The sequence below is a fragment of the Paenirhodobacter sp. genome (assembly GCF_047600745.1).
Lineage (GTDB): Bacteria > Pseudomonadota > Alphaproteobacteria > Rhodobacterales > Rhodobacteraceae > Rhodobacter.
In genome coordinates, this window is the sequence record NZ_JASGKI010000006.1 from 532898 (window position 1) to 559056 (window position 26159).

The following is a 26159-nucleotide window of genomic DNA, read 5'->3' on the forward strand; positions in this document are numbered from 1 at the left end:
TTTCAATCATCGGACCCGCAAGCAAGCGCGTCAGGTGATGCACTGCGTTCACGCGATAACCACCCCGGAGATCGTTCCTGCCCCATCCCCGATCAATCCGGGGAGACGAATAGCAGACCGCAATCCGCGTCGTAGCGCAAGCCATCGCAGATCGTCCCGTCCTCATCCACCGGGCACAGCACCGCCTCGGCGCGCTTCCATTCGGGCCAGTGCTGCGTAACGGCTGCAATGTCGGGCAGCGATTGATCCGGCAGCGGCAGGCGGTCGAGGCGGCTGCGGCGGGCGGAAACCTCGGACAGCGCCCAGTTCTCCGGCGTTCCCTCACCGGCCCACGGCAGCAGCCCGGCCCCGGTCCCGCGCGCCAGAACCAACGTCCGGGTTTCGTCGCCCAATCGGGTCGGGTAGGTGACATCGCTCTCACCCTTCCCCGCATTGCGATAGTCCTTGGATAAATCGACCAGATTGTGCTGGGCCAGCGTTCCATCCGCCGCGCCCTTCCCCATGGCCTGTAGCTCCGACGGAAGCAGCACCTCGGGCAAATCCACCGCCGCCGCCCCATGAACGGCCTCGATCAGCGCACGCAGGCCCCCCGGCGCCGTGATCTGCCCCGCCTCAAACAGCACCCGCGCGGAACGCCAGACGTCGGCCAGCACATAGACATAGGCACCCGCGCCGAGGGTGCCCTGCAACCACCGGTCATCGCGCACCACCGCGGGATCGGGCGAGAGGACGTGCAGCACCGGCTCCGGCACCGGACGACCCCTCACAGGCCGGCGGTCCATATGCCGCCACAGCCTCCCCGCCCGCTGGATCAGCGCGGCGATCGGGGCGATATCGGACAGCATCACGTCGAAATCGAGATCGAGGGACGCTTCGAGAACCTGCGTCCCCACCAGAACGAACCCCTCCCGCCCCACGCCATCCTTGCCGACGCGGGCCAGCACCTCGGCCTCGATCCGCTTGCGGTCGGCCAGGGCGAAACGTGCGTGCAAGAGCCGCGCCTCCACCCCGCGCGCCCGGAGCGCCGCCACCCCGGCGATGGCGTCGTCCACCGCATTGCGCACCCAGACGCAGGCCGCCCCCTGCCCCGCCCTCTCCACCAGAAGATCGGCCGCTGCCTCGGCATCGGCGATCCGCTCCACCCGCACCGGGCCTTTCACCGGACGGGTATCGGGCGGAAAATCACCCCGCGCCTCGCCCCCGGCCACCGTCAGCGCCGGATAGGCCGGGCCGGGGTTCTCCCCGCCATAGGTCTTCAGCAGCTGCCTGCGCAGATCCATCGGCAGCGTCGCCGTCAGCAGGATGGCCGAGCCGCCCGCCGCGCGGTGCATCTGCAACAGCCGCTCCAGCTCGCGGCCGATGTAAGGCTCGCCCATCTCATGCACTTCGTCCACGATCAGGATCTTCGAGGACAGGCCGAAATGGCGCAACGTCTGATGCCTGACCGGCAGGACGGAGAGCAGCGCCTGATCCACCGTGCCCACGCCCACATCGGCCAGAAGCGCGCGGCGGCGGCTCTCGGCCAGCCAGTCGGTGCAGGAGGGCGCATCCTCGCCCCTCTGATCCGATCCGACCAGATCGCGGAACGCGTCGGACAAGGCCGCCCGCCCATGCGCCAGGGTCAGGGTCGGCGCGGTCAGCATCCGCCCGACCACATCGCGGGCACGCCCGAACATCGCATCGCTGGTCGCCATGGTGGGCAGGGCGAAGTAGAGGCCGCGCCCCTTCCCCGCCTGCATCATCCGATGCGCGAGCAGAAGCGCCGCCTCGGTCTTGCCCGCACCCGTCTCGTCCTCGATCACCGCCAGCATGGGGCCATCCGGCAAGGCAACCTCGGCGCAGGCGGCTTGCATCGGGCGCAACGTGAAATCAAACAGCGGCCCGGGGCAGACGGCAGCCCCTGCCAACCCTGCCTCCCGAACCGCCGTTTCCGCGATAGCACGGGCGCGGCGCAGATAGTCGGACACATCCGGCTGCCCGTCTTCGGGCAGAAACCACCGCGTGTTCGACCCCACCCAATCCGCTGCCGCGCACAGCCCCGGCAACCACCATGACAGCGGCACCTCCGCGCGCAGGTCAAGCCCGGCCAGAGACGCCCCGGGCCAGAGCGCGCAGAAGGCGTCGATCACCTCCCCCGCCGGCGTCAGGCCGGTGCCGATCTGTTTCAGCGCCGTCCGCATGTCTCGCTCCGGCCGACCGGGCTGCCCGAGACCCAGATCGGACGGTTGGCCATGATGCCCGGCGACCGAGGCATAAAGCGCCTGCCGCTGCCGCCAACTGCCGCCGATCCGCGCCGCCAGCCGCTCGTCATGCGCGAAAAGCAGCGCCTCGGTCAGTTGCCAGTGCCGGTAGCCCTGCGGCACCCCGCTCTCGATCATCGCGCGGAAGCTGTCGCTGATCTTGCCCAGATCGTGCAGCGCAATCAGTAGCACCAGCGCATCGCGCAGCGGCTGATCAAACCCGAAGGGCGCGATCAGCCGTTCCGCAACCGCCGCGACATCGAGCATATGGCAAACCGCTGGATGCCGGGGCCCGCCCTCGACCGGAGCGCTTTTGCCGGGCCAGTCAAACCACGCGTCATCCATCCGAAGCCCCCTTCGACACCACTCAACCACGCCCACTACGCCCGTTCAACCGCCGAAACGGTGGCCAGAACCGCCGTCGTCAAGGTGGAGGGGTCAGCCGCGCAGGATCACCCGGGGAACAGAATTCACCCGGATCTTCCCGTGACAGTTCCGCTGCGATCGGCGCGGGCGTCGATCCCCCCTCCGCCGAAACCGGCGGAGGAGGGAATCCGGCCCTTCAGGGAAGGGTATAGGAGAGGATGTCGTCGCCCGGCTTCGTGCCGACCGAACCATGCCCGCCCGCGACGATGACGACATATTGCTTGCCGTCGACCGCATAGGTCATCGGGGTCGATTGCCCGCCCGCCGGAAGACGCGCCTGCCACAGCTGTTCGCCGGTGGTGACGTCATAGCCCCGGAGGTAGTCGTCCACCGCCGCCGCGAGGAAGGCGAGGCCCGAGCGCGTCACGATCGGCCCGCCGATCCCCGGCACGCCGAGCTTGATCGGCAGCGGCAGCGGGGTCATGTCCTCGACCGTGCCGTTCTTCAGCTTGTAGACCACGCTTTCGCTGCGCAGGTCGGCACCGGCCACATAGCCCCATGGCGGCGCCATGCAGGGCACGCCGAGGGGCGACAGGAAGGGCCCCATGACGACGCCGTAGGGCGCGCCGTCGTTGCGGTTCAGGCCCTGCTCGCTGGCCTTGGCACCGGCCTCCTTCGGCGGGATCTGGGACGCCGGAACCAGCCGCGACGTGAAGGGCAGATAGGTCGGCATGCCGAACAGGATCTGCCGCTCCGGATCGACCGCGACGGAGCCCCAGTTGAAGGTGCCGAAGTTCCCCGGGAAGATGATGCTGCCCTTGAGCGAGGGCGGCGTATACTGCCCCTCGTAGTTGAGCGAGCGGAACTTGATCCGGCAGGACAGCTGATCGAACATCGTGCCGCCCCACATGTCCGCCTCGGTCATGCGCTCGGGGCGGAAGGTCAGCTTGCTGATCGGCTGGGTGGGCGAACTCCAGTCCTCGGGGATGGCGCCACCGGGGGCGGGCAGTTCCTCGCGCGGGGACAGCGGAACGCCGGTGCGGCGGTCCAGCACCCACAGGTCGCCCTGCTTGGTCGGGCCGACGAGCGCCGGGATCACCCTGCCCTCCCGCGTCAGGTCCACGAGCACGGGCTGCGCGGGCACGTCCATATCCCAAAGGTCATGATGCACGGTCTGGCGGACCCAGCGTTTCTGCCCGGTCTGGATGTCGAGCGCGACGATGGAGGAGGAATGCTCCTCGACCTCGGGCGAGCGGTCCATGCCGAGCTGGTCGGGCACCTTGTTGCCCATCGGGATGTAGACGAGGCCGAGCGCTTCGTCATAGCTGAAGACGGACCAGCTGTTGGGCGAATTGGTGGTGTAATACTCGCCCTCCGCAAGGGGCTCGGTCCGGTCGGGGTTGCCGCTGTCCCAGTTCCAGATCAGCGCGCCCGAGTCGATGTCAAAGGCGCGGATCACGCCCGACTGCTCGGTGGTCGAGAAGTTGTCGTTGACCGCGCCGCCGATGATCAGCTTGCCGCCCGTGGCCACCGGCGGAGAGGTGGAGTAGTAATAGCCAGCCGGGTTGTATTTCATCCCGGCCTCAAGGTGCAGCACGCCCTCTTCGGCGAAGAACGAACAGACCTTGCCGGTATCGGCATTAAGCGCAATCAGCCGCGCATCCGCCGTCGGCAGATAGACCCGGCGCGGGCATTCGGCCAGCGCCTGCGCATGCAGCGCCACCTGTTCCGGCGTGGCGCCCGCGGGCGGGGCGGTCGGGGTTTCCCACCAGGTCACGCCGCGGCATGTCTGGTGCTGCCGGTCCGGGTTCATGCGGGAATTGGCGTCGTAGCGCCAGTTTTCCTTGCCCGTCACCGCATCGAGCGAAATGGCGATGTTGTGCGGCGTGCAGACGTAGAGGTTCCGGCCCACCTTGATCGGCGTGACCTGATAGGTCGTCTCGCCGATGTCGTCGGGGCGCTTCACGTCGCCGGTCTTGTAGTGCCAGGCGAGCTTCAGCGTGCCGACATTCGCCGGGGTGATCTGCTCAAGCGGCGACCAGCGCTGACCGAAGCCGGTCCGGCCATACTGGCGCCAATCCTCATCGCCGGCCTCGTTGCCGGTATTGATCCTGTCGCGCATCGGCAAGGCGATGTCCCGCGTCAGTTCGCCATGGAGCGAGGACGGGGTTTGCAGCATGGAATAGCCTGCGGTCGCCACCGAGGCCAGCGTGACCGCGCCGAGCGCCACTCCCGGCACCCCTGCCCCGGCAAGGTTGCGCCGCACGGCGGGCAGCAGCAGCGCAAGGCCGAGGAGTACCGGAATGCCGCCGCGCGGCCCGAGCTGCCACCAGTCGAAGCCGACCTCCCACACCGCCCAGACGAGCGTGCCGCCAAGAACGATGGCATGGATCAGCAGCGCCGTGCCCCGCCGACGCCACAGCAGGACGCCCGTCGCGATAAAGCCGATCCCCGCGACGAGGTAATAAGGGCTTCCCCCCAAAGCGAGGAGCCAGCCTCCGCCCAACGCCAATGCGGCCCCGGACAGCAGGAATATGAAAGCCAGTATGAGCATGAGGTCTGATCTTCCCGAACCGATTAGGACTGAAGAGGTATCCTAGATGCTGGTTTTACACCATGAAAGCCCGAATTGCGCATAACACCTGCCCACGTCGCCGGGGGCAGGTGCGGTTCCGGCATATCCGGGCCCGGCCTCAGAAGACCTGACGCAGGATGGTGAACAGCACGAAGGACAGCGCGATCGAGGCCGGCAGGGTCAGCACCCAGGCCATCAGCATGTTGCGCACCGTCGCCCATTGCAGGCCGGAGCCGTTCGCCGCCATCGTCCCCGCAACGCCCGAGGACAGCACATGCGTCGTGGAGACCGGCAGCCCGAAGTGGTCCGCCGCCCCGATCGTCGCCATCGCGACGACCTCGGCCGCGGCGCCCTGACCATAGGAGAGATGCGTCTTGCCGATCTTCTCGCCGACGGTGACCACGATCCGCTTCCAGCCGACCATCGTGCCCAGACCGAGCGCCATCGCGACGGCGACCTTCACCCACATCGGGATGAACTTCGTCGCATCATCCACGGCGGCGTGATAGGTCTTCACCGCCGCCAGATCCGCCGCGTCCATCGGCAGCAGGTGGCGCTTGTCGATCAGCCGCAGCGCCTCGCCGATCAGGTAGATGTCGTTGCGCAGGTTGTTGACCAGCGTGCCCGGCAGTTCCTGAAGCGTATGATAGCCCGCCACCTGCTGCTGGGTGGACTCGACGAATTTCTCCAGCGCGACGGTGGTTTCATCGCTCCATTCCCGCTTCTGCACGGCATGAGCAATGACCGCCCTGGGATCCTCCACCGCGATCCCGGCGACGGCGTATTTCTCCAGCGACCGCTCCACCGCGACCGAGGCCGCCCGGAACGCCTCAAGCTGGCGCGCGTCCGGCGTGCGGTTCAGCGCGAAGGCCGTGGGCACCAGCCCGACGAGGATCAGCATGATCAGCCCCATGCCCTTTTGCCCGTCGTTCGAGCCATGCGCAAAGCTCACGCCGGTGCAGGTCAGGATCAGCAGGCCGCGAATCCACAGCGGCGGGGGCTGGTTCCCCTTGGGTTCGGCGTAAAGCTCCCTGCTTTTCACAAAGACCTTGAGCGCGAGCAGCAGCCCCGCCGCCGCGAAGAAGCCGAGGACCGGCGAAATGAGAAGCGACAGGCCGATGCTGCCCGCCTGGCTCCAGTCCACGCCGCTCGTCGCGGTATCGCCCGCCGCATGGAACTGGTTCGCAAGACCTACGCCGATGATCGACCCCACGAGCGTGTGCGAACTGGAGGCCGGCAGGCCGAGATACCAGGTGCCGAGGTTCCAGATGATCGCCGCGATCAGCAGCGAGAACACCATGGCAAGGCCCGCGCCCGAGCCGACCTGCATGATCAGTTCGACCGGAAGCAGCGAGATGATCCCGAAGGCAACCGCCCCGCTCGACGCCATGACACCGAGGAAGTTGAAGAAGCCCGACCACAGCACCGCGATCTCGGCGGGCAGGGAGCGGGTATAGATCACCGTCGCGACGGCATTGGCGGTGTCGTGGAAGCCGTTCACGAACTCGAAGCCGAGCGCGATCAGCAGCGCGATGCCCAGAAGCAGCCACGGCACGGCGCGCTCGTTCTCAAGCTCGCCGCCAAGGGACCGGAAGATGTAGATCAGCCCGCCGACGAGGATGACCGCGAAGAGCGGAAGGAACCATTTGCCGACATGGCTGGGCCCCTCAAGAGGGTGATCGGCAGATCCGTGGATCTGCGGAGAGGTGTCTGTCATGATGAGGAACTGCCCAACAATTTACGGGCAGGGTTTAGTCCCGTTCCTTGACAGTTTCATGATACGGATCGGATTGATCAGGCCCTCACGTCATCCTTCGCAAGGATCGCTGGGGCAATCGCTTCGCGCGCGCATTCCATGGCCAGTTGCACAACGGCTCCCACAATGCTGCGCTTTGCTGGCGGCGGCCGGCAGATTGGACACCTCAGGTCACCGGGGTCTCTGGCCCGTGGTCGGAACCCCGCCTCGATGGCGCCACGCCCGTGGACCCGAAGTTACGCCCCCGGAGCCCCTCACCTTTGTGATGCGAAAGCGACAGGGCGGCGAAATATTCCCGAGTGATTTTATTGGAATTGCGCCGGACGGGCCGCGCCGCTATCACCGCCGCAGGCACCTGCCCCCCGGGCGCGGTGCGCGTTCATGCCAGCCCTGTGCCAGCCCCTGCCATGCACTCTTGTTCCGGGTGTCTCCGTGGATGGCCCCGGGTTGGGGATTTTCATGTTTCACTTCCAGAACTCCTTGCGGATGACGACGGCGATGGGCCTGCTGATCGCGGCGGGTCTTGCGGCTCCGGCCCTCGCGCAGGAACCGGCCGAGCTTGCGACCATCACCATCAGCGGCGACGCGCAGGCCCAGGGCGCGGGCGACAACGCCACCTCCGTCGACATGACCGCCGAGAACCGCAAGGGCGGCACCCGCAAGCTCGACGAAACCCTGCGCGAGGTGCCGGGCGTCTTCACCCGCGTGAATGCCGGGCAGCCGGGCGTTGCGGTAAACATCCGTGGCTTCGAGGGTTCGGGCCGCGTCAACACCACGATCGACGGCGTGCGCCAGAGCTTCCGTTTCACCTCGCACGAGGCCTCGGGCTTCACCTATGTCGATCAGAACCTGCTGGCGGGGATCGACGTCACCCGGGGCGCGGATCTGGGCGCGGGCGGCGGCGGGCTGGCCGGTTCGGTCAATTTCCGCACGCTGGAGGCCGATGACGTGTTGGCGACGGGCAAGACCCGCGGCAGCCTGATCCGCTTCGGCTATGGCGACAACGGCTCCGACCATTCGGAGATGATCGCGACCGCGATGCGGGGCGAGAGCCTCGATATCGTCGGCGCGCTGTCGAAGCGCAACGCCAAATCCTACAGCAACGGCGATGGCGATGTGGTGGCCAATTCCGGGCAGGATCTGACCTCGGGCCTGTTCAAGGCGACCTGGCACATCGACCCGCGCCAGTCGCTGCAACTGGGCGTGACCCATTACGACAACGACTTCTTCGCCAACAGCTACTTCCAGACGGTGAAAAGCAACATCTTCACCGCGAAATATCGCTATGACGCGGGCGACGGGCTGATCGACTTCCGCCTGAACGCGCATTACTCCGACCTGAAAATGACCTATACTGGGGGCGGCTCGCCGATGGCGGGCTCTGTCGGGCGCGAGATCAAGGATCGCGGCTGGGGCTTCGATGCGTCGAACGTCTCGACCTTCGCGGTGGGTGGCGGGTCGCTGCGCTCGACCAACGGGGTCGAGGTGTTCCGCGACGATGTGACCTCGAAAAAGGGCGGGGTGAACCCGACGGATGGCAAGGTCACCACTTCCGCGCTGTTCAGCGAAAACGTCTGGACGCTGGGCCAGTTGGAAATCTCGGGCGGTGCGCGGCTGCAAAGCTACAAGGTCGAGGGCACCGCACAGACCGGCGCGGCCACCGAGCGGGTGGACAATTCCGACACCTCCTTCGACCCGAAGCTGACCGTGGCCTATTCGGTTCTGGACGGGGTGCAGCCCTATCTCACCTGGCAGCGCACGATGCGCGCGCCGACGCCGCAGGAAACCATGCTGGGCGGGGTGCATCCGGGCGGCACGGTGGCGGGCATGGTGCCGAACCCCAACCTGAAGGCCGAAACCTCGCAGGGGTGGGAACTGGGCGTCAACCTGGACCGCGCCGATGTCTTCGCCTCGGGCGACCGGCTGCGCGGGCGCGTCGCGGCCTGGTGGATGGATGTGGACGACTATATCGTGGCGGCGTCCAATGTGTCGCGCAGCTACTGGTACATGAACGTCGATGGCACGTCGAAGACCCGGGGCGTCGAACTTGAACTGGGCTATGATATTGCGCGCTACAGCTTTGGCCTTGGCTACAGCAAGTCGGATTCGGACCTGCCGAGCCAGATGCCGGGCCTTGGCTCGGGGCAGACCCTGCCGGATGAAACCGTCACGCTTTATGCCTCGGCGCGGTTCCTTGACGATGCGCTCACGGTGGGCGGAACGGTCAACCACGTCTCTTCGGGCCAGATCTCGGGCTATAACGCCGACTGGAGCGGCGGCGCCCATGAGAAGGGCGGCGACGACTACAACCTCGTGGATCTGTTCGCAAGCTGGCGCGCGACCGAGAATCTGGACCTGAACCTGCGGGTCAGCAACCTGTTCGACGAGCAATATACCCCGTTCCTGTCGACCTCGGGCGACGGGCAGGGGCGGACGATCTACCTCGGCGGACAGTTGCGGTTCTGATCAGCGCGCGGCTCCGGGCTTAGCCCCGGGGCCGCGACCATGCGGCGCAGCCCGGATAGGCCCCTCCCCCGCTGCCTTGGCCTTGAAGACCTCCTGCAACCAGTCGAGAAAGACCCGCACCGCCGGATTGGCGCCCCGGTTGACGGGCCAGAGCGCCGTGATGTTGTGGCGCGTAACCGCGTAATCGGCCAATACGGGAACAAGCTCTCCGCGTGCGACATAGGGCGCGGCCAGAAAGCTGGCCGTCACGCCGATGCCGCCGCCTGCGGCGATGATGGCAACCACCGCGTCGCTCACATCGGCCATGATGCCCGCCGTCGGCACAATTTCAATCGTCCGCCCGCCGATCTGGAAAGGCCAGCGCAATGCCTGACCGCTGCTCTGATGGCGCAGGTTCACAATGTCATGCCCCTCCAGGTCATCCGGATGCAGGGGCGTGCCGCGCGCGGCAAGATAATCGGGGGCGGCAAATGCACAAAGCTGGCACGGCCCAAGCCGGCGCGACATCAGTTGCGTATCCGCGATGTCTCCGATCCGGATCGCCACGTCGATCCGATGCTCGATAATATCCACGACCTGATCGCTTATGCGCAGGTCGATGCTGACCTTGGGATAAAGCCTGCGAAATGTCGGCAATGCGGGCCCGATGATATGCACCGCGATCGGAAGCGAGGTCGCTATGCGCAATAGCCCGGCGGGCTCGGCGCGGACCGTCATCGCCACCTGCTCGATTTCTTCGGCTTCCTGCAAAAGCCGAAGTGCGCGTTCGTGCAGTTCCCGGCCCTCGGGCGTCAGGGTCAGGGCCCGTGTCGTGCGGGTGAACAGCGACACCCCGAAGTGCTGCTCCAGCCGCTGCACGCTCTTGCTCACCGCCGAGGGCGAAATGGAAAGCGAGCGTGCCGCCGCGCTGAAACTCCCCAACGAGCCCGCACGCGCAAAGGCGATCAGACCCGCCAGCCGTTCCAGTGCCATTTGTTCCTTCATGGCACAATAGAAAGGATTTCCACTCATATTGTCAACCGAAATGCGGGGTTTACATCCGGATCATGATCCCAACCCCAGAGGTGACAGATGGAAAATTCGATGATGGCGGTGCAGCTGCATGAATTCGGCGCACCTGACGTTCTGCGCTACGAAGAGGTTCCAAAGCCCGAACTTGCCCCCGGCGCGGTGCGCGTGCGCGTTCATGCCGCCGGTCTCAACCCGCCCGACTGGTATCTTCGCGACGGCTATCGGTCGCTGCCTCCGGAATGGCAGCCGCACCCGTCCTTTCCGTTGATCCTGGGTTCCGATATTTCGGGAATTATCGAAACCGTTGCCGACGACGTGACCGCATTCCGGCCCGGCGATGCCGTCTATGGCATGGTGCGCTTTCCCGAGAACGTCATGGAGGGCAGCAGGGCCTATGCGGAATATATCTGCGCGCCGCAATCCGATCTGGCGCCAAAGCCCGCCGGGGTCGATCATGTCCACGCTGCGGGCGCGCCCATGTCTTTGCTCACGGCGTGGCAGTTCCTGATCGAACTCGGCCATGACGAACCCAATCCCTTTCAGCCGTTCAGGCACAGGCCGCTGCCGCTCGAAGGCAAGACCGTCCTTGTCAACGGCGCTGGCGGCGGTGTCGGGCATCTTGCCGTACAACTGGCAAAGTGGAAGGGCGCGCATGTCATCGCCGTGGCCTCCGGCAGGAATGAGCCATTGATGCGCGAATTCGGCGTCGATCAGTTCATCGACCATACCAGGACCCCGGCCGCCGATATCGTGCGCGATGCGGATCTGGTTCTCGATGCGGTCGGGGGCAAGGAAACGCGCCGTTTCCTGCGCACGCTCAAACGCGGGGGCGCCCTGTTTCCGGTCTTCCCGATGGGATTTGACGGCCAGGCCGAAGCCGAACGTCTGGGCATTACGGTCTCATCGACTCAGGTCCGTTCAAATGGCGGGCAACTCGCGGAAGCCGGGCGGCTGCTCGACGATGGCACCCTCCGTATCGTTGTGGACAGCACCTTTCCGCTTGCCGAAGCAGCACAGGCCCATAGCCGGGCCGCCCAAGGCGGCATTCAGGGTAAAATCGTTCTGACTGTCGCGTGACGCCCCAATTGGGCGCCATATCCGCAACGACTTAACGGAAACAAGGAGTTTTCCATGACAAAACGCGAAGCGGTTTTTCCGGCAAACCGCCATGCGCTTTACGAAGCCCATGGCTATTCGGCCGCCATCCGATCCGGTGATCTTCTGTTTGTTTCGGGGCAAGTCGGGAGCCGCGAGGACGGTTCACCCGAGCCAGTGTTCGAAGATCAGGTGCGCCGCGCCTTCGCCAATCTCCACGCGGTGCTGGCGGCGGCAGGATGCACATTCGCCGATGTGGTCGATGTCACCTCGTTCCACACGGATCCGGAAAACCAGATGGCAACCGTACTCGCCGTGAAGGCCGATGAAATCGGAGGCCCGCCTTATCCGAACTGGACCGCCGTCGGGGTCAACTGGCTCGCCGGATTCGACTTTGAAATCAAGGTCATCGCCCGCATTCCGCCAGCAGGAACAGACGATGGCCGATAAGGTGAAAATTGCGCAGGGAACCCCTGCCTGGTTCGAGATGGTGGGCAGCATGATGAGCGAAGCCGCCGCGCGCGCGCACCTTCCGGAAGATCTCAACGTCTCGCTGGTGGAACGATATATCGACGGGGCGGAAATCTTCCCCGGTCGGTTTCAGGGGCTCCGCTTCGATATAAAAGGGGGGCGGCCATCCTTCAAGGTCGGTGTTACCCCGGATGAAATGGGCGACATCGTGATCGAAGTGACCTTGCAAGCTGCCCGGTCACTCAATCTTATTCCCGGCACTGATCCTGAGTATCAGGCGGCCCGCAACCGTTTTGCGAAGGACGGGAGCTATCGGGTAAACGGCGATCTTTCAAAGCTCGGATCGTGGCTGAAGGATATCCACGATCCGATCGTCAATCGCACGGCGTAATCATGCAAGCGCCGATGAAACCACGCACTGAAGAGGAGTTTTGAATGACGGTCCTTTACAAGAACCAACAGGTTGGCGACGTGAATGTCTTTTATCGCGAGGCTGGGCGAAAAGATGCGCCGGTGCTGTTGCTGCTGCACGGGTTCCCCTCGTCGAGTCATATGTTCCGCGACCTGATCCCGCAACTCTCCGACACATACAGGGTCATTGCGCCCGATCTTCCCGGTTTCGGATACACCAAGGCTCCGGCACGTGGTGCTTTCGAATATACATTCGACAATCTGGCAGCCGTCATCGGCGATTTCGTCGAAGCACTGGAGTTGAAAGAATACGCGCTCTATATTTTCGATTACGGCGCGCCTGTTGGCTTGCGCCTGGCCGTCGCACATCCGGAACGGGTGACGGCGATCATCAGTCAGAACGGCAACGCCTATCTCGACGGTTTCAGCGACGGATGGGGCGCATGGCAGGCCTACTGGCGTGACGACACTCCCGAAAATCGGGAGGCGTGCCGCGCGAGCCTATCGGCCGACGTCATCGAGAACTGGCAATATCGAACCGGGACGACGCCCCGCCTGCTGAGTCCGGACGGATATATGCTGGACATTGCCCTGATGGCCCGCCCCGGCGCCGAGGAAATCCAGCTTGATCTCATTCGCGACTATGCCACCAATGTGGAGCGATACCCCGAGTTTCAGGCGTATTTCCGCGAATACCAGCCGCCGTTCCTCGCGGTTTGGGGGCGCCATGATCCCGCTTTTGTTCCCGCTGGCGCGGAAGCCTTCAAGCGCGATCTCCCGGACGCGCAGGTCCATTTGCTCGACACGGGTCACTTTGCGCTCGAAACGCATTGCCGCGAAATCGTCGGCTTCATCCGGCCGTTTCTAGCCCGGCATCTGTAAGTGCCCCCTACAGCCTGAGCCCTCATGATTGGACATGGATCATGGGGGCTCAGATGGAGAGGTCCCTGCCCGGCCACGCTCTGCACCTCGATCGGCCAGCCGTTCACCGACCATGCGGCTCAGCGCGGCGGGCGATTTCACCGGCCCGGTCGGGCAGCCTGTCTCGTCATGCTATCTCCGGCGTCAGTCCTTTCCGGGGCGGCCGACCTCCCCATATCCTTCCCGCCGCCGACCTTCCCCGCGGGGAAGATGTCAGCACACCACCTCCACCCGATGCAGCGCCGGATCCGCCCGCCGCACCGCATGGATCAGCACCTGCTGGTGATGGGTGACGATATAGCTTTGGCGGAAACTGTTGCTGGCGCAGAGCACGAGGCACCCTTCCCCGGTCTCGACCTCGGTCAGTTCCTGGAGCCAGGCCGCATAGAGCGCCGGTTGCTCCGCCGCCAGCAGCGCCGCCGCCCGCGCCCAGGCCCCCTGCCCTTCCGGAACCACCGGAGCCGCGCCCTGCCGGTGCAGCGGCACGACGTTCGTTCCGGCCTCGGGCACCTCCCCCGGCGCCATGCGGGCCACGAAGTCCTCGCCGATCCGGGGCCAATGCGCCCGCGTGTCCTCAAGGATCCGCACGATTCCCAGCCCGTAGGTGCTGATCCGGCCCCGGGTGCCGCGGCTCTTCTGCACCAGCCAGCCCAGCGTGCGGAACCGCGCCATGTCGCGCTTCACCGTCCGCTCGTCGACAGACCACATCCGCGCGATCTCCCGCTGCCCCACGCACAGCTCGTCGCGCTGCCAGTTGTAGCGCGTGGTGATCAGCGCGATCAGCCGCAGCATCCGGGTCTGGTCGCAGCTTTCACCCGCCAGCGCAAACACCGTCATCGCTGACAGCAGGTCATATTTCCTGGACGCCGCCTGACGCCCGACGGGCTTGACGCTCTGCATGAATCCATCCTGTAATGACGCCGCCACCGATTGCCCGCACGGATCGCCCCCGCCCGTTCACCGATACCGGTCAGTCCTGCTCTGCTCAGGGTCTTATGACCTCACCTTGCCGAAGCCGTTTCAAACGCACTTCGGATCATGTCCATCATTTACGTCCGGCGTTTCGATTCTGTCAAGCAACCGTGCGGTAGGCTCGGACAGATACCTCAGATCAAAAATTGAATCTGGGTATTAATGGTATTGGGGGACGTCTTGGGTGTCCCCTGATCGGCCCGATTTGTCCCCTGATTGGCCGGATTCGGCACGGGAATGTCCCCTGTTCCGGCGTGCCTGGGCCGCAGAATCGCCCATGCGCCCTGCCCCGACCGATTCGGGCCGCAATCCCCATCGCGGCAAGGAAATACCAGGCCCGGAGCCTTCCCCGCGGGGAAGATGCGCAGACAGTAAACTTCGCTTTTGCGCTTTTGGCAAATCCGGCGTATTTGAGAGTTAATCCCTGATTTGCGTTGAGGCAGAGCATGTATGATCACACCGACCTGGCCCGGCTCCAGTCCCAGTCCCTGAAGATGCAGGGCTGGATCCGGCAGCACACCTTCAGCCCGGAGAATACCAAGAAGCTGCGCCGCTTCTCGTCGTGGGAGGTGTCGGAGCTGATCCTGAAGATGAACCAGTCGACCTTTCGTGGCAAACTCGCGGCGGATCCGTCCCTGCCCGGCGGCGAGGTCGAGGAGGATGGCCGCCAGCGCTGGTTCTCGCTCGAAGAGATCAACGAACTGCGCCGGCGGGTGAAGGCGAATCGCAAGTCGCTGCTGCCGCCCCGCCCCGCTGGCAAGCGCGCCTTCCGCGCGGCGGTCGCCAATTTCAAGGGCGGCGCGGGCAAGACCACGGTGGCGCTGCACCTGGCCCATGCGGCGGCGCTCGACGGCTACCGGGTGCTGGTGGTGGATTTCGACCCGCAGGCAACGCTGTCGCATTCCATGGGCCTGACCGATGTGAGCGAGGATTACACCGTCTGGGGCATCATGGTGCGCGACCTGATCCGCGAGACCGACCGGATGAACAGCGCTGCGACCGGCGCGGCCAGCGGCACCGCGCTGCCGCAGCGCAAGCTGCCCGCCTCGATCCGCGACATGGGGCTGGAGGATCTGCGCCATGCCGATTTCATCCAGCCGACCTCCTGGTCCACGATCGACATCATCCCGTCCTGCGCCAATGCCGCCTTTGTTGAATTCGCCTCGGCGCAGTATCGGCACCTGAACCCGGAGTGGAGCTTCTTCGCGGCGGTGTCGCGCTTCCTCGACGGGATCGCCGATGACGATTATGACCTGATCCTGTTCGATTGCCCGCCCGCGATTGGTTATCAGTCGATGAACGCGGTCTTTGCCGCCGACATGCTCTATATCCCCTCGGGGCCGGGCTACTGGGAATATGACAGCACGACCTCCTTCATCGGCCAGCTGTCGGAGGCGCTCGAAGACCTCTCCCGGGGCGAGACGACCTTCCCCGCGGGGAAGATCCGGCTGCCGAAAGCCTTCGTCGATATCCGCTTCCTGATGACGCGCTACGAGCCCGGCAACGACCTGCACCGCGCGATGCTCGAAGCCTTCCGCAAGGTTTTTGGCGATCATGTGACGCGCCACCCGGTGGAGATGACCCGCGCGGTCGAACAATCCGGGCGCTTTCTGAGTTCGGTCTACGAGATCGACTATCGCAACATGACCCGCGAGACCTGGCGCCGCGCACGGGCCAGCTTTGACCGGGCCTATGAGGAATTCCGCGGCAATATCATCGCGGGCTGGGACAAGATCTGAGGAGGCTGAAGGACCATGGTGAAGAAGCGTCGGATCTTTGACATCGACATGCCCGACCCGGAAACCCCGGCGGAAACCTTCCCCGCGGGGAAGGAGGACGGCGCCCGCCGCCGTGGCCCGATGGCGGTGGCGATCGGCGAAACCGCGGATTCGACCCGCGAGCGGCTTGAGACCGAGGCCAGCATCCGCGCCGAAAATGACGCGCTGGCGCATGAATATGTCCGGCTGAAGCGGCTCGGGCTGGTGCTGGAGATGGTGCCGCTCGATCAGGTCGACACCACCAAACTGGTGCGCGACCGCAAGCCGGGGCCGGATCTGGAGCTTGAAGACCTGAAGGAATCGCTGCGCTCGATCGGGCTTTCGAACCCGATCCGGGTCGAGGAAGCGGGGGCGGGGCATTACGAGCTGATCCAGGGCTATCGCCGGCTGACGGCCTACAAGGCGCTGCTGGAGGAGACCGGCGACGCCGAGACCTGGGGCCGGATTCCCGCCGCCGTTTCGCCGCGCGGCGAGGGGATCGAGACCCTTTACCGCCGGATGGTGGACGAGAACCTGGTGCGCAAGGACATCTCTTTCTACGAGATGGCGCAGCTTGCGCTCGACTATGCCGCCGATCCGGCCACCGCCGAGAACGATCCGGAAAAGGCCGTGGCGCTGCTGTTCAAATCGGCCCGCTACCAGAAGCGCAGCTACATCCGCGCCTTCATCCGGGTGGTCGGTCGGATGCAGGGCGGGCTGCTTTACCCCGAGGAAATCCCGCGCGCGCTCGGGCTCGCGCTGTCGCAGCGGATCGAGGAGGACGACGGCTGCGTCGCGGCGATCCTGGCCGAGTTGAAGGACTGGGACGGGCGCAGCATCACCGACGAGCTGGGCGTGATCCGGCGGCACCTGGGCCTGGCCGGGGCAGGGGAGGGCGACCCGGCGCCGAAGAAGGCCGCGCCGCAGCCGCGCGACGGCGGCAAGGCCCGCACCAGCTTTCAGATCGACCGCCCCGAGGGCCGCGCCCGCTGCACCGCCGCCGATGGCCGGCTGGAAATCCGCCTGCCGCGCGACTTCACCACCGTCGACCGCCGGCGGCTGGAGGACGCGGTGCGCCGGATGCTGGACCAACTCGGCTGACCTTCCCCGCGGGGAAGGCCGGGCCTTGACCGGCCCGCGCGAAACGGGCGTGCCGCCCTGCGCCCTGCGCCCTGCGCCCTGCGCCCTGCGCCCTGCGCCCTGCGGGCATGGGCGTGGCGCGCGGGAGAACGGCGCGTCATGAGCGGCTGAATTCCACGGAGCATCGTGGGCCCCCGGCACCGCCTTCGTCCCGACCTGTCGCGCGGACGATGGCGGATGCGCCGCGTCCGCTCCATCGCCCGGCGCGTCCTGACCGTTCGCGTGCGGAGGATGGGTCCAGAAGCTACGCCGTAAGTGCCCGCGCAGCGCCCGGACCCCACGCGCGTGGGCGATGGCCAATCCGCCACAGACGGCTCTCGAACTCAAGGTGCCCCGACCCTGCATGCGTGGTCGATGGACCGCATGGACCGGCGGTATCGACGCCAGATCCCTGAGCGCCCGGTGCGGGGAAGGGGGGGTAAATCGGGGCGGATCATCGGGATTGTCGGTCTGCCGGAATTCGTGAGATTGCGATCCATTTGTTTTCAAGGCTTTGCTGGTTCTTCATTTTGCGATTGAGTCGGAATTCATGAGACTGCACATGGTTGTGAGACACTATTCGTGAGGCTACACAGCATCCGTGCGTTGCTCAGGTCATGTCCGATAATTCCGTGGCCGACGAAGACCGGGAAGAGGCCGCGTTCCGCGTGCGCGTGCTTGCGGAGTTGCCGGAACAGCTCGCCCAGGGCGAGGTGGAACGGGCCATGCGCCTGCTCGGCGTCAGCCGGGCGACGGTCTATCGTCTGGCGAAGCAGCTTCGCGAAGATGCGAGGACCAGCGCGCTCCTGCCAAATACGTCGGGCCGCAAACCGGGGATGCAGCCGCTGGACCCTGCGGTCGAGGCGATCGTGGCCCACCATTTCAGGGAATTCTACGCCACCCGCCGCAAACCGACCAAGACACGGTTCTGGCGCGAGGTCGCGGCCGATTGCCAGGCGCGGGGACTGGCGACACCCTCGATCCGGCGGCTGGGACGCTGGCTTAACCTGAAGGATCAGGCGAAGCTGATGGTCAGGCGGGAGGGGAAGGACAAGGCGGAGCGCCGTCACCTGGCCACGCCCGGCGCGCTCACCGCTGGCCGCCCGCTCGACATCGTCCAGATCGATCACACAAAGGCCGATGTGACGGTTGTGGATCCGGTGACCCGACGCCCGCTCGGTCGGCCGACGCTTACCGTGGCAATCGACGTCAATTCCCGGATGGTCCTGGGGTTTCATCTGTCTCTGGAACCGCCCTCGCTTCTCTCCGTCGCGCTCTGTCTGACCCATGCAGTGATGGAGAAAACGCACTGGCTGACGGCGCGGGGGGTCAACACGGACTGGCCCGCCCATGGTATTCCCAAGGCGATCTACGTCGACAACGGCGCGGAGTTCCATGCCCGGGCCTTCGGGATGGCCTGTGCGGAATACCAGATCGATCTGCGGTACCGCCCGCCCGGCACGCCACGCTATGGCGGCCATGTCGAGCGCCTCATCGGCACGATGATGGGGGCGGTGCACCTGCTTCCGGGCTCGCATTTCTCGAACGTCTTCGAGCGTGGAGACCTCGACGCCGAGGCCGAGGCGGTGATGACGCTCGACGAGCTGGAGACCTGGCTCGCGCTGGAGATCACCGGATCCTACCACACGCGGGTCCACAGCGCGCTGGAGACGACACCCACGGCGGCCTGGGCGGCGGGGGAGGACGCCGCTGGGCTTCGCATGCCGGCCGATCTCCGGCAGTTCCTGGTCGATTTCCTGCCCTCGGAACAGCGTGTGCTGCAGCGCGACGGCTTTCATCTCTTCCATATTCGCTTTTGGTCGGACGAGTTGCGCTGGCTGATGGGCCGGGATAGCGGCAAATACACGCTCAAATACGACCCGCGCGATCTCTCCCGCATCTTCGTCGTGACGGATAAGGGGATCATCGAGGCTCGGCCGGCGGATCTGACGCGGCCCGCGATCACGCTCTGGGAACATCGCGCGGCGCGGCGCGCCCTGAGGGAGGCGGGACGCCGGTCCGTTGACGAGGAGCTCATCTTCCGGACGATCGAGGCGCAACGGGACGTCGTGGACAGTGCCCAGCGGCAGACCAAGGCGATCCGTCGCCACCAGGCCCGGCGGGCGCATCTGGACCCGCACCCGATGATCGATGTGACGCCTGGGCCAGAGGCACCTGACGCGCTTCCCGCCCCGGAAAACAAGGGCAATGCGCTCAAGGATCACCCGGGCTTCTATGTCGAGGAGTGGTACGATGACGACTGAGTTTCCGCATCTCTACCCAGGTGCGGGCAGGATCGCGGCGCTGAGCGCCGAGGAGCGCATTTTGCGCATCCACGCCGACCGCTGGATCTCCTATCCGCGCGCGGAAGCGGCACTCGCGAAGCTCGAAACGCTCATGTCCTTCCCAGAGCGCGCCCGGATGCCGAACCTGCTCCTGGTCGGCGAAAGCGGCATGGGCAAGACGATGATCATCGAGAAGTTCACCCGCGATCATACCTCGAGTTTCGACGACGCCACCGGGCGGCTCAACATGCCGGTCGTCGCGGTGCAGATGGTCTCGGGGCCCGACGAGGCCCGCTTCTATCGCCGGATACTGGCGGCGATCGGCGCCCCGGAACCACCACGCGCGACGCTGTCCGTCCTGGAAAGCCTGGCATTGCGGCTGCTCACCGAACTGCGGCCCCACATGCTGGTGATCGACGAAATCCACAGCCTGCAGGCGGGCACGATCCGGGAACAGGCACGGTTTCTGAACATGCTGCGGTTCCTCGGCAACGAGTTGCGCGTGCCGCTGGTCTGTGTCGGCACCGCGCAGGCCCGCAATGCGCTGCGCACCGATGCCCAGCTGGTGCGCCGGTTCGAGGCTTTCGCCCTGCCGCCCTGGCAGGAGGGGGCGGATTTCACCGGGCTGATGAGCACGCTCATGCGCAGCCTGCCGCTCCGACGCGAAAGCGAGATCGACGACAAGGCGCTCGTGCGGATCATCAAGGCGACGGGCGGCATCACATCGGGCATCTTCTCGATCCTGTCGCAGCTGGCGATCGCCGCCATCGAGAGCGGCGAGGAGCGGATCCTGTCGCGCGATGTCCTTGGCGGCGACCGGTTGCAGGCCACCCTGGGAGAGCCCGTGTGACGGGCCGCGAGCGCCTGCCGGTCGTGTTCGCGCCCGCTGCCGACGCGCGCCTGTCCTCCTGGATCGCCCGCATGGCGCCTTTCTACGCAATGACAGTACCGGAGTTCCTGGCCGAGCTCGGGTTTTTGGGCTGCGACGTCTTCGACCTCGAATGGCGTCTTTCGGAAGGGGAGGGGGCGTTGATCGGAGCCCGGACCGGGGTTTCGGCCGAGGCCGTGCAGGCGATGACTTTCGGGGAGCTGATCCCCGAGGCCCGGGTGATGATCCGCCGGAACCGGCACCATTGCCCGCAATGCCCCGCCGCTGTGCAGAGCAAGTCCGCGGCCCTGCCTTGGGTCTTTCGCTGTACCGTACACGGCGCGAATCTGGAAGATGTCACAGGCGGGTCCCTTTCGGATCTTCTGGGCGCCGGGCAGTTGGCGGCGATGGAAGCACACGCGAAAGCCGGCGCAGCCATTCTCGATGCCTGGGCCCACGATGCCTGCCAGCAGGGCTTCGGCCCGGTCGAGATGCTAGCCTTACTGACGGTGCGGCACCGGCGCGCCTCGCCACCTTCTGCGCGCGAACAGCCGCGCATGTCGCAGCAGACCCGCCGGGATTACCACGAGTTCCTGACGACGCCGATCATCCGCCAAGCGCTGACGGTCGTCGTCCCCGAGTACGACGCGGTGGCACCCGTGCTCGCAAAGCCCGTCCGCCCCGGACTGCATAGCCTGGCCCAGGGCTCGCTGCTGCAGGCCTTCGCTCTGGCGGTCGGGATCGGGCGCATCGCCGAGACCCCGGTCGATCAGACGATCTCGGTTTTGCTGAAGAGCGATGCGGACGGGCAGGGGCAGGTCCGGGACGCCCTCAGATCATGGCCTCTCTCGTTGAGGAGACGCATCTCTGCCCGTCTCTGGCGCGCTCAGCGCGACGAGAGAGAGCGTCAGGTCGCCCAGAAACCCACGAGACGGCGCCAGTCTCACGAATACCGGCGCGTCCAGTCTCACGAATGCCGCTCGAGAATCTCATGAGCCCCGGCCTGCTTTGCAGGGAAGGGCTTGAATCTCATGAATTCAGGCTATCCGACAGATTGTTCGGGTTTCAGGCGGTGCGTGTGTTCTTTGGCAGCATCATCCGATAAGGCAAGATTATCGGCTATTTGTGATATTCCACATGCGCGGCTATTATTTGTAAAAATTTGCTTATGAACCGCCGTTTCAGGGAGCGGGTCGGCGGGAATTTTCCCCCGGTGGAGCGGTGTAAGTAAGGCCGTGGGCTACGGTTTTTCGGCTCGGTTCTCTGCGGGACAGGCCGCTTCGGGAGCCGCGCCGTGGTGTGGTTTGTGGCCGGTTTCTGCCTTCGGGCCGCCGGGTTTGGGTTGCGGCTCCCGTCAGGCGCCGTGAAAGGCGGGTTTGTGGCCAGACGCGGTGAAAGAGGGCCGTTGATGGCGCCTGACGCGGTGAAAGGGCTCGGTTTGCCGTCCGCCATCGCGAAATGGCCGGTTTGCCGTCAGACGCCGTGAAAGGCGGGTGCCGACTGACGCGGGGGATGGTGGGGGTTTCCGGCGGTATCGTGACGCGGTGGGGCGGCGATTATGGCCTTTCGGTCGGCCGGGATCGCGTGCGGGTCGGATCTGCGGCGTGGCGGGCGGGCGGATCGGGTCGAGGGCTCTTGTGGTCGGCTTGCGTCGCGGGATAGAAACCTGCGGGGAATGCGCGGCATCATCAACGGCAATGGGGGGATGAGCGGATGGCACCGGCCGTCGATCTAAGGGCTGTGGACATCACCTTCACCGCGAAGGGGAAACCGGATTTCCGGGCGGTGGCCGATGCGAATCTTCGGGTTGCGAAGGGGGAATTCGTCGCCATCGTCGGGCCTACGGGGTCGGGCAAATCGACGCTGCTCAACGCGGCGGCGGGGCTGCTGAAGCCCTCGGCCGGGACGGTGGAGATCGAGGGCGTGCCGCTCGACGGGCTGAACCGCAAGGCGGGCTATCTGTTCCAGGCCGATGCGCTGATGCCGTGGAAGACCTCGCGCGACAATGTGGCGATCGGGCTCGAAATCGCGGGGACGCCGCGGCGCGAGGCGCTGGCGCGGGCCGATGACTGGCTGGCGCGGGTGGGGCTGCGCGGCTTTGGCGACCGGTATCCGCATATGCTCTCGGGCGGGCAGAGGAAGCGCGTCGCCATGGCGCAGGTGCTGATCCGCGATCCGGACATCCTGCTGATGGACGAACCCTTCGGCCCGCTCGACGCGCAGACCCGGCTGATCATGGGGGATCTGCTGCTCGATCTGTGGCAGCAGGAGCGCAAGGCGGTGATGTTCGTGACCCATGACCTTGAGGAGGCGATTTCGCTGTCCGACCGGGTGGTGATCATGTCCACGGGGCCCGAGGCGCGGCTGATCGGGGATTTCCCGATCGCGCTGGAGCGCCCGCGCGACGTGTCCGAAATCAAGCTGACGCCCGGGTTCCAGCGGATCCACCGCGAGATCTGGCAGATGCTGAAGGAGCAGGTGCTCAAGGCCTATGGGGGGAAAGCGTGATGAAACGGTCGCTTCTGGTGGCGCTGCAAGTGCTTGTCGCGGTCGTGGTGCTGCTGTTCTGGTGGGTGCTGACGAATACCTCGCTGATCGGCGATGTGGCGCGGATGCGGTTCTTCTTCTCGACGCCCGCCGATGTGTTCTGGCAGGTGGTGGCGTGGTTCCGCACCGGCGAGATCTGGTATCACCTCTGGGTCACGCTGCTTGAGGCGGCGCTGGCCTTCGTCATCGGCACGGTGGCGGCGCTGGTCCTGGGCTTCTGGATGGCGCGCAGGCCGGGGCTGGCGGCGGTGTTCGACCCGTACATCAAGGCGGCGAATGCGCTGCCCCGGGTCGTGCTGGCGCCGATCTTCACGCTGTGGTTCGGGCTGGGGATCTGGTCGAAGGTCGCGCTCGGCTTCACGCTGGTGTTCTTCATCGTCTTCTTCAACGTCTATCAGGGCGTGAAGGAGGTGAACCGCACCGTGCTGGAAAACGCCCGGATGCTGGGCATGTCGGAGCGGCAGTTGCTGCGCCATGTCTACCTGCCCTCGGCGCTCAGCTGGGTGTTCTCGTCGCTGCATATCTCGATCGGCTTCGCGGTCGTGGGCGCGGTGGTGGGCGAATATCTGGGCGCGAGCGCGGGGCTGGGCTATCTCATCGCGCAGGCGGAGGGCATGTTCGACATCGCGGGCGTCTTTGCCGGGATGTTCGTGCTGTCGGCCTTCGTGCTGCTGATCGACTGGGGCGTGACGCTGGCGGAGCGGCGGCTGCTGGTGTGGCGGCCCGACAGCGCGCAAGATCACTGATGGTCATCAAGGGAGGACATGCGATGACGTTCACCAGAAGCCTGATCGCCGCAGTGGCGCTGAGCGCGGCGGTGCCCGCGGGCGCCGAAACGGTCAAGGTCGCCATCGGCGGCTCCAGTTGCATCTGCTATCTGCCGGTCGTGCTGGCGGAGCAGCTGGGCAATTTCGACAAGCACGGCGTGGATGTCGAACTGATCGACTTCAAGGGCGGTTCGGCCGCGCTGAAGGCGGTGGTCGGCGGTAGCGCGGATGTGGTGTCGGGCTATTACGAACACACGATCAGCATGGCCGCGAAGAAGCAGGACATGCAGGCCTTCGTGGTGCAGGGCAAGCTGCCGGGGATCGCGCTGGTCGTGGCGCCGAAGAACACCGGCAAGATCAACAGCATCGCCGAACTGGACGGGAAGACGGTGGGGGTGACGGCGCCGGGGTCTTCGACCGATTTCTTCCTGAAATACATGCTGGCGAAGCAGGGCGTTTCGCCGAAGGCGGCCTCGGTCGTGGGGGTCGGCGTGGGGGCGACCTCTGTCGCCGCGCTGGAACAGGGGCAGATCGACGCGGCGGTGACGCTCGATCCCGCGATCTCGCAGTTGCAGAAGATGCACCCCGATCTGCAATTGCTGGTGGATACGCGAAAGGAAGCGGACACCCGCGAATTCTTCGGTGCGGATTACGTCGGCGCGGTGCTGTACAGCCGCCGCGAATGGGTCGATGCGCATCCGCAGGAGGCGGGCGCCATGGCCGCCGCGATCGTGGACACGCTGCGCTATATCCACGAAACCGACCCGGCGGAGATCGCCGCGCAGATGCCCGCCAACATCACCGGCGCGGACAAGGCGATCTATGCGCAATCGCTGGCGAGCAGCCTTGAGATGATTTCCGAAGATGGCAAGGTGGACGAGGCCGGCGCCCGCGTGGTGCTCGACGTGATGGGCTTCAACGCGCCCGAGATCAAGGACGCCGGGATCGACCTGTCGCGCACCTACACCAACGCCTTCGTCGAGAAGATCGCACCCTGAGGGCCACGGATCCGGGACCGGAAACCGCCGCCATGTCCTCTTTTGTGCTTCAGTTGGGCAGCCTGTTCCGCAGCGAGCGCCACCGGCTCCTGCGGCGGGTGCGCCATGTCGTGCGCTGCCGGACGGAGGCGGAGGATCTGGTGCAGGAGGTCTTCGTGAACCTGTTGCGCGGCGAGGACCGGCTGTCGGTCGGATCGCCGCGCAACTACCTCGCGCGGGCGGCGACGAATGCGGCGCTCGACCATCTGCGCCGGCAACAGGTGCGGGAGGCGGTTCTGGACCACGGCCGATGTGCCGCCAGCGTCGCCGCACCGCAGCCCGGGGCGGAGGCCATCGTGCAATCCCGGCAGGAACTGGCGATCCTGCACCGGGCCATCGACGGGCTGCCGGTGAAATGCCGCGTGGTGTTTCTGCTCTCGCGCGAGCACGGCCTGACGATGCGCGAGATCGCCGGGCGGCTGGGGATTTCCGAAAAGACGGTGGAGAAGCATCTTCTCAAGGCGATGACGCGGCTCCGGGCGGCGCTGCGCGCGGCGGGGCGGGACATTTGACGCGCGACGGAGAGATGACCGATACCGGGGACCGGCTGTTCGAGGAGGCCGCGCGCTGGCATATCCGGCTGCGCGATCCCGATGCCCCGGCACGGGTGCATGACGCCTTTCTCGACTGGATCCGGCAAGACCCGCGCCATCTGGCGGCCTATGACCGGGCGGAGGCGCTGTGGCAGGCGATGGAGCCCCCCGCTCCCGCGCGCGACGAAGCGGCGATTTCGGCGCTGGTCGCGCAGGGCCGTGGCCGAAAGGGCAGGGGGCTCGTCTGTCTGGCGCTGGCCGTTGGGCTGGGCCTGTGGCAGGGGCCGGACGCCTGGGACAGCCTGCGCGCCGACCATGTGGCCCGGACCGGATCGCGCGACAGCATCGTGCTGGAGGAGGGCAGCCGGATCGACCTGAACAGCGGCTCGGCCATCGCGGTGGCCTTCGGCCCCGGCGAACGGCGGGTGCGGATGTTCCGGGGCGAGGCGTTCTTCGACGTCGCCCATGATGCCGCGCGCCCCTTCGTCGTGGACATGCCGGAGGGCAGCCTGCGCGTCACGGGCACGCGTTTCAACGTCGATCTGGCGGGGGAGGCGGCGGAGGTCGCGCTGCTGGAGGGCCGCGTGACGCTCTCGGCACGCGATGCGCCGGGGACCACCGCCCTTGCCCCCGGGCAGCAGGCGGCCGTCCGCCCGTCCGGGGTCGGCGATCCGGCGCCGTTCGACGCCGAAAGCCGCACCGCCTGGCGCGGCGGCCGGATGATCTTCTATCGCACGCCGCTGCGCGAGGTCATCGCCGAGCTTGGCCGCTACCGGCGCGGCGCGGTGCTGTTGCTGAACGACGGGGCGGCGGAACTGCCGGTGACGGGGGCGTTTTCGACCGAAGACCCCGATCAGGTGATCGACATCATCGCCGAGACGATGGGCCTCTCCGTCCACCGCGTGCCCGGCGCGCTGACGGTGCTGCGCTAGCGCGCGAAAAAAATTGCGCGGCGGAGTGGG

20 protein-coding genes are annotated in these 26159 nt (G+C 66.1%); 15 read left to right on the forward strand and 5 right to left on the reverse strand.

All coding sequences use genetic code 11. The features are described 5' to 3' along the window. Positions 1–92 precede the first annotated feature (92 nt). The 3 genes from cas3 to QM789_RS21960 all read right to left on the reverse strand — a co-directional run bounded on the left by cas3 (position 93) and on the right by QM789_RS21960 (position 6898). A complete protein-coding gene (gene cas3, locus QM789_RS21950; RefSeq protein WP_420353932.1) occupies positions 93–2585 on the reverse strand; it encodes a CRISPR-associated helicase Cas3' in 2493 nt (830 codons plus the stop codon). 217 nt (positions 2586–2802) lie between these two features. After that, on the reverse strand, positions 2803–5160 hold the full coding sequence (locus QM789_RS21955) for a glucose/quinate/shikimate family membrane-bound PQQ-dependent dehydrogenase (protein ID WP_420353933.1): 2358 nt from the start codon (positions 5158–5160) through the stop codon (positions 2803–2805). Between the two features lie 139 nt (positions 5161–5299). Beyond that, on the reverse strand, positions 5300–6898 hold the full coding sequence (locus tag QM789_RS21960) for an inorganic phosphate transporter (RefSeq protein WP_420353934.1): 1599 nt from the start codon (positions 6896–6898) through the stop codon (positions 5300–5302). A 498-nt stretch (positions 6899–7396) separates the two neighbouring features. Here QM789_RS21960 and QM789_RS21965 point away from each other — a divergent pair, with 498 nt between their 5' ends. Continuing rightward, the gene (locus QM789_RS21965) at positions 7397–9403 is read left to right on the forward strand and encodes a TonB-dependent receptor domain-containing protein (RefSeq protein ID WP_420353935.1); all 2007 of its coding nucleotides are present in this window, start codon (positions 7397–7399) and stop codon (positions 9401–9403) included. On the opposite strand, the gene QM789_RS21970 is transcribed toward QM789_RS21965, so the two are convergent. Then, complete coding sequence (locus QM789_RS21970; protein WP_420353936.1) at positions 9404–10375, reverse strand: LysR family transcriptional regulator; 972 nt, start codon at positions 10373–10375, stop codon at positions 9404–9406. Between the two features lie 99 nt (positions 10376–10474). Between QM789_RS21970 and QM789_RS21975 the strand changes: the two genes are divergently transcribed. The 4 genes from QM789_RS21975 to QM789_RS21990 are packed head-to-tail and all read left to right on the forward strand — an operon-like array spanning position 10475 to position 13273. Next, a complete protein-coding gene (locus QM789_RS21975) occupies positions 10475–11491 on the forward strand; it encodes an NADP-dependent oxidoreductase (RefSeq protein ID WP_420353937.1) in 1017 nt (338 codons plus the stop codon). 54 nt (positions 11492–11545) lie between these two features. Further along, on the forward strand, positions 11546–11959 hold the full coding sequence (locus QM789_RS21980; protein ID WP_420353938.1) for a RidA family protein: 414 nt from the start codon (positions 11546–11548) through the stop codon (positions 11957–11959). Continuing rightward, the gene (locus tag QM789_RS21985) at positions 11949–12371 is read left to right on the forward strand and encodes a hypothetical protein (protein WP_420353939.1); all 423 of its coding nucleotides are present in this window, start codon (positions 11949–11951) and stop codon (positions 12369–12371) included. Before QM789_RS21980 ends, QM789_RS21985 begins: the two co-directional genes overlap by 11 nt. Positions 12372–12415: 44 nt before the next feature. Continuing rightward, positions 12416–13273: an alpha/beta fold hydrolase gene (locus QM789_RS21990; protein ID WP_420353940.1), complete on the forward strand. Its 858-nt coding sequence runs from the start codon at positions 12416–12418 to the stop codon at positions 13271–13273. A 252-nt stretch (positions 13274–13525) separates the two neighbouring features. On the opposite strand, the gene QM789_RS21995 is transcribed toward QM789_RS21990, so the two are convergent. Further along, the gene (locus QM789_RS21995; RefSeq protein WP_420353941.1) at positions 13526–14212 is read right to left on the reverse strand and encodes a hypothetical protein; all 687 of its coding nucleotides are present in this window, start codon (positions 14210–14212) and stop codon (positions 13526–13528) included. A gap of 518 nt (positions 14213–14730) precedes the next feature. Here QM789_RS21995 and QM789_RS22000 point away from each other — a divergent pair. The 10 genes from QM789_RS22000 (at position 14731) to QM789_RS22045 (ending at position 26129) form a co-directional block, all read left to right on the forward strand. After that, complete coding sequence (locus tag QM789_RS22000) at positions 14731–16023, forward strand: AAA family ATPase (RefSeq protein WP_420353942.1); 1293 nt, start codon at positions 14731–14733, stop codon at positions 16021–16023. Positions 16024–16038: 15 nt separating this feature from the next. Further along, positions 16039–17142, forward strand: a complete 1104-nt coding sequence (locus QM789_RS22005) for a ParB/RepB/Spo0J family partition protein (protein WP_420353943.1) — start codon at positions 16039–16041, stop codon at positions 17140–17142. Between the two features lie 650 nt (positions 17143–17792). After that, positions 17793–19424 (forward strand): Mu transposase C-terminal domain-containing protein, encoded by a 1632-nt coding sequence (locus QM789_RS22010; RefSeq protein WP_420353944.1) that lies wholly within the window; start codon positions 17793–17795, stop codon positions 19422–19424. Further along, a complete protein-coding gene (locus tag QM789_RS22015; RefSeq protein ID WP_420353945.1) occupies positions 19414–20295 on the forward strand; it encodes a TniB family NTP-binding protein in 882 nt (293 codons plus the stop codon). Before QM789_RS22010 ends, QM789_RS22015 begins: the two co-directional genes overlap by 11 nt. Next, the gene (locus QM789_RS22020; RefSeq protein ID WP_420353946.1) at positions 20292–21308 is read left to right on the forward strand and encodes a TniQ family protein; all 1017 of its coding nucleotides are present in this window, start codon (positions 20292–20294) and stop codon (positions 21306–21308) included. The genes QM789_RS22015 and QM789_RS22020 overlap by 4 nt, the downstream gene beginning before the upstream one ends. Before the next feature lie 718 nt (positions 21309–22026). Next, on the forward strand, positions 22027–22821 hold the full coding sequence (locus QM789_RS22025; RefSeq protein ID WP_420353947.1) for an ABC transporter ATP-binding protein: 795 nt from the start codon (positions 22027–22029) through the stop codon (positions 22819–22821). Further along, positions 22821–23606, forward strand: a complete 786-nt coding sequence (locus tag QM789_RS22030; RefSeq protein WP_420353948.1) for an ABC transporter permease — start codon at positions 22821–22823, stop codon at positions 23604–23606. Before QM789_RS22025 ends, QM789_RS22030 begins: the two co-directional genes overlap by 1 nt. A gap of 23 nt (positions 23607–23629) precedes the next feature. Next, positions 23630–24625, forward strand: coding sequence for an ABC transporter substrate-binding protein (locus QM789_RS22035; protein WP_420353949.1), 996 nt, complete (start codon positions 23630–23632; stop codon positions 24623–24625). After that, positions 24622–25176 carry a sigma-70 family RNA polymerase sigma factor gene (locus QM789_RS22040; RefSeq protein WP_420353978.1) on the forward strand — a complete coding sequence of 185 codons (555 nt, stop codon included), beginning with the start codon at positions 24622–24624 and terminating at the stop codon, positions 25174–25176. Before QM789_RS22035 ends, QM789_RS22040 begins: the two co-directional genes overlap by 4 nt. A 14-nt stretch (positions 25177–25190) precedes the next feature. After that, positions 25191–26129: a FecR family protein gene (locus QM789_RS22045; protein WP_420353950.1), complete on the forward strand. Its 939-nt coding sequence runs from the start codon at positions 25191–25193 to the stop codon at positions 26127–26129. Positions 26130–26159 lie beyond the last annotated feature (30 nt).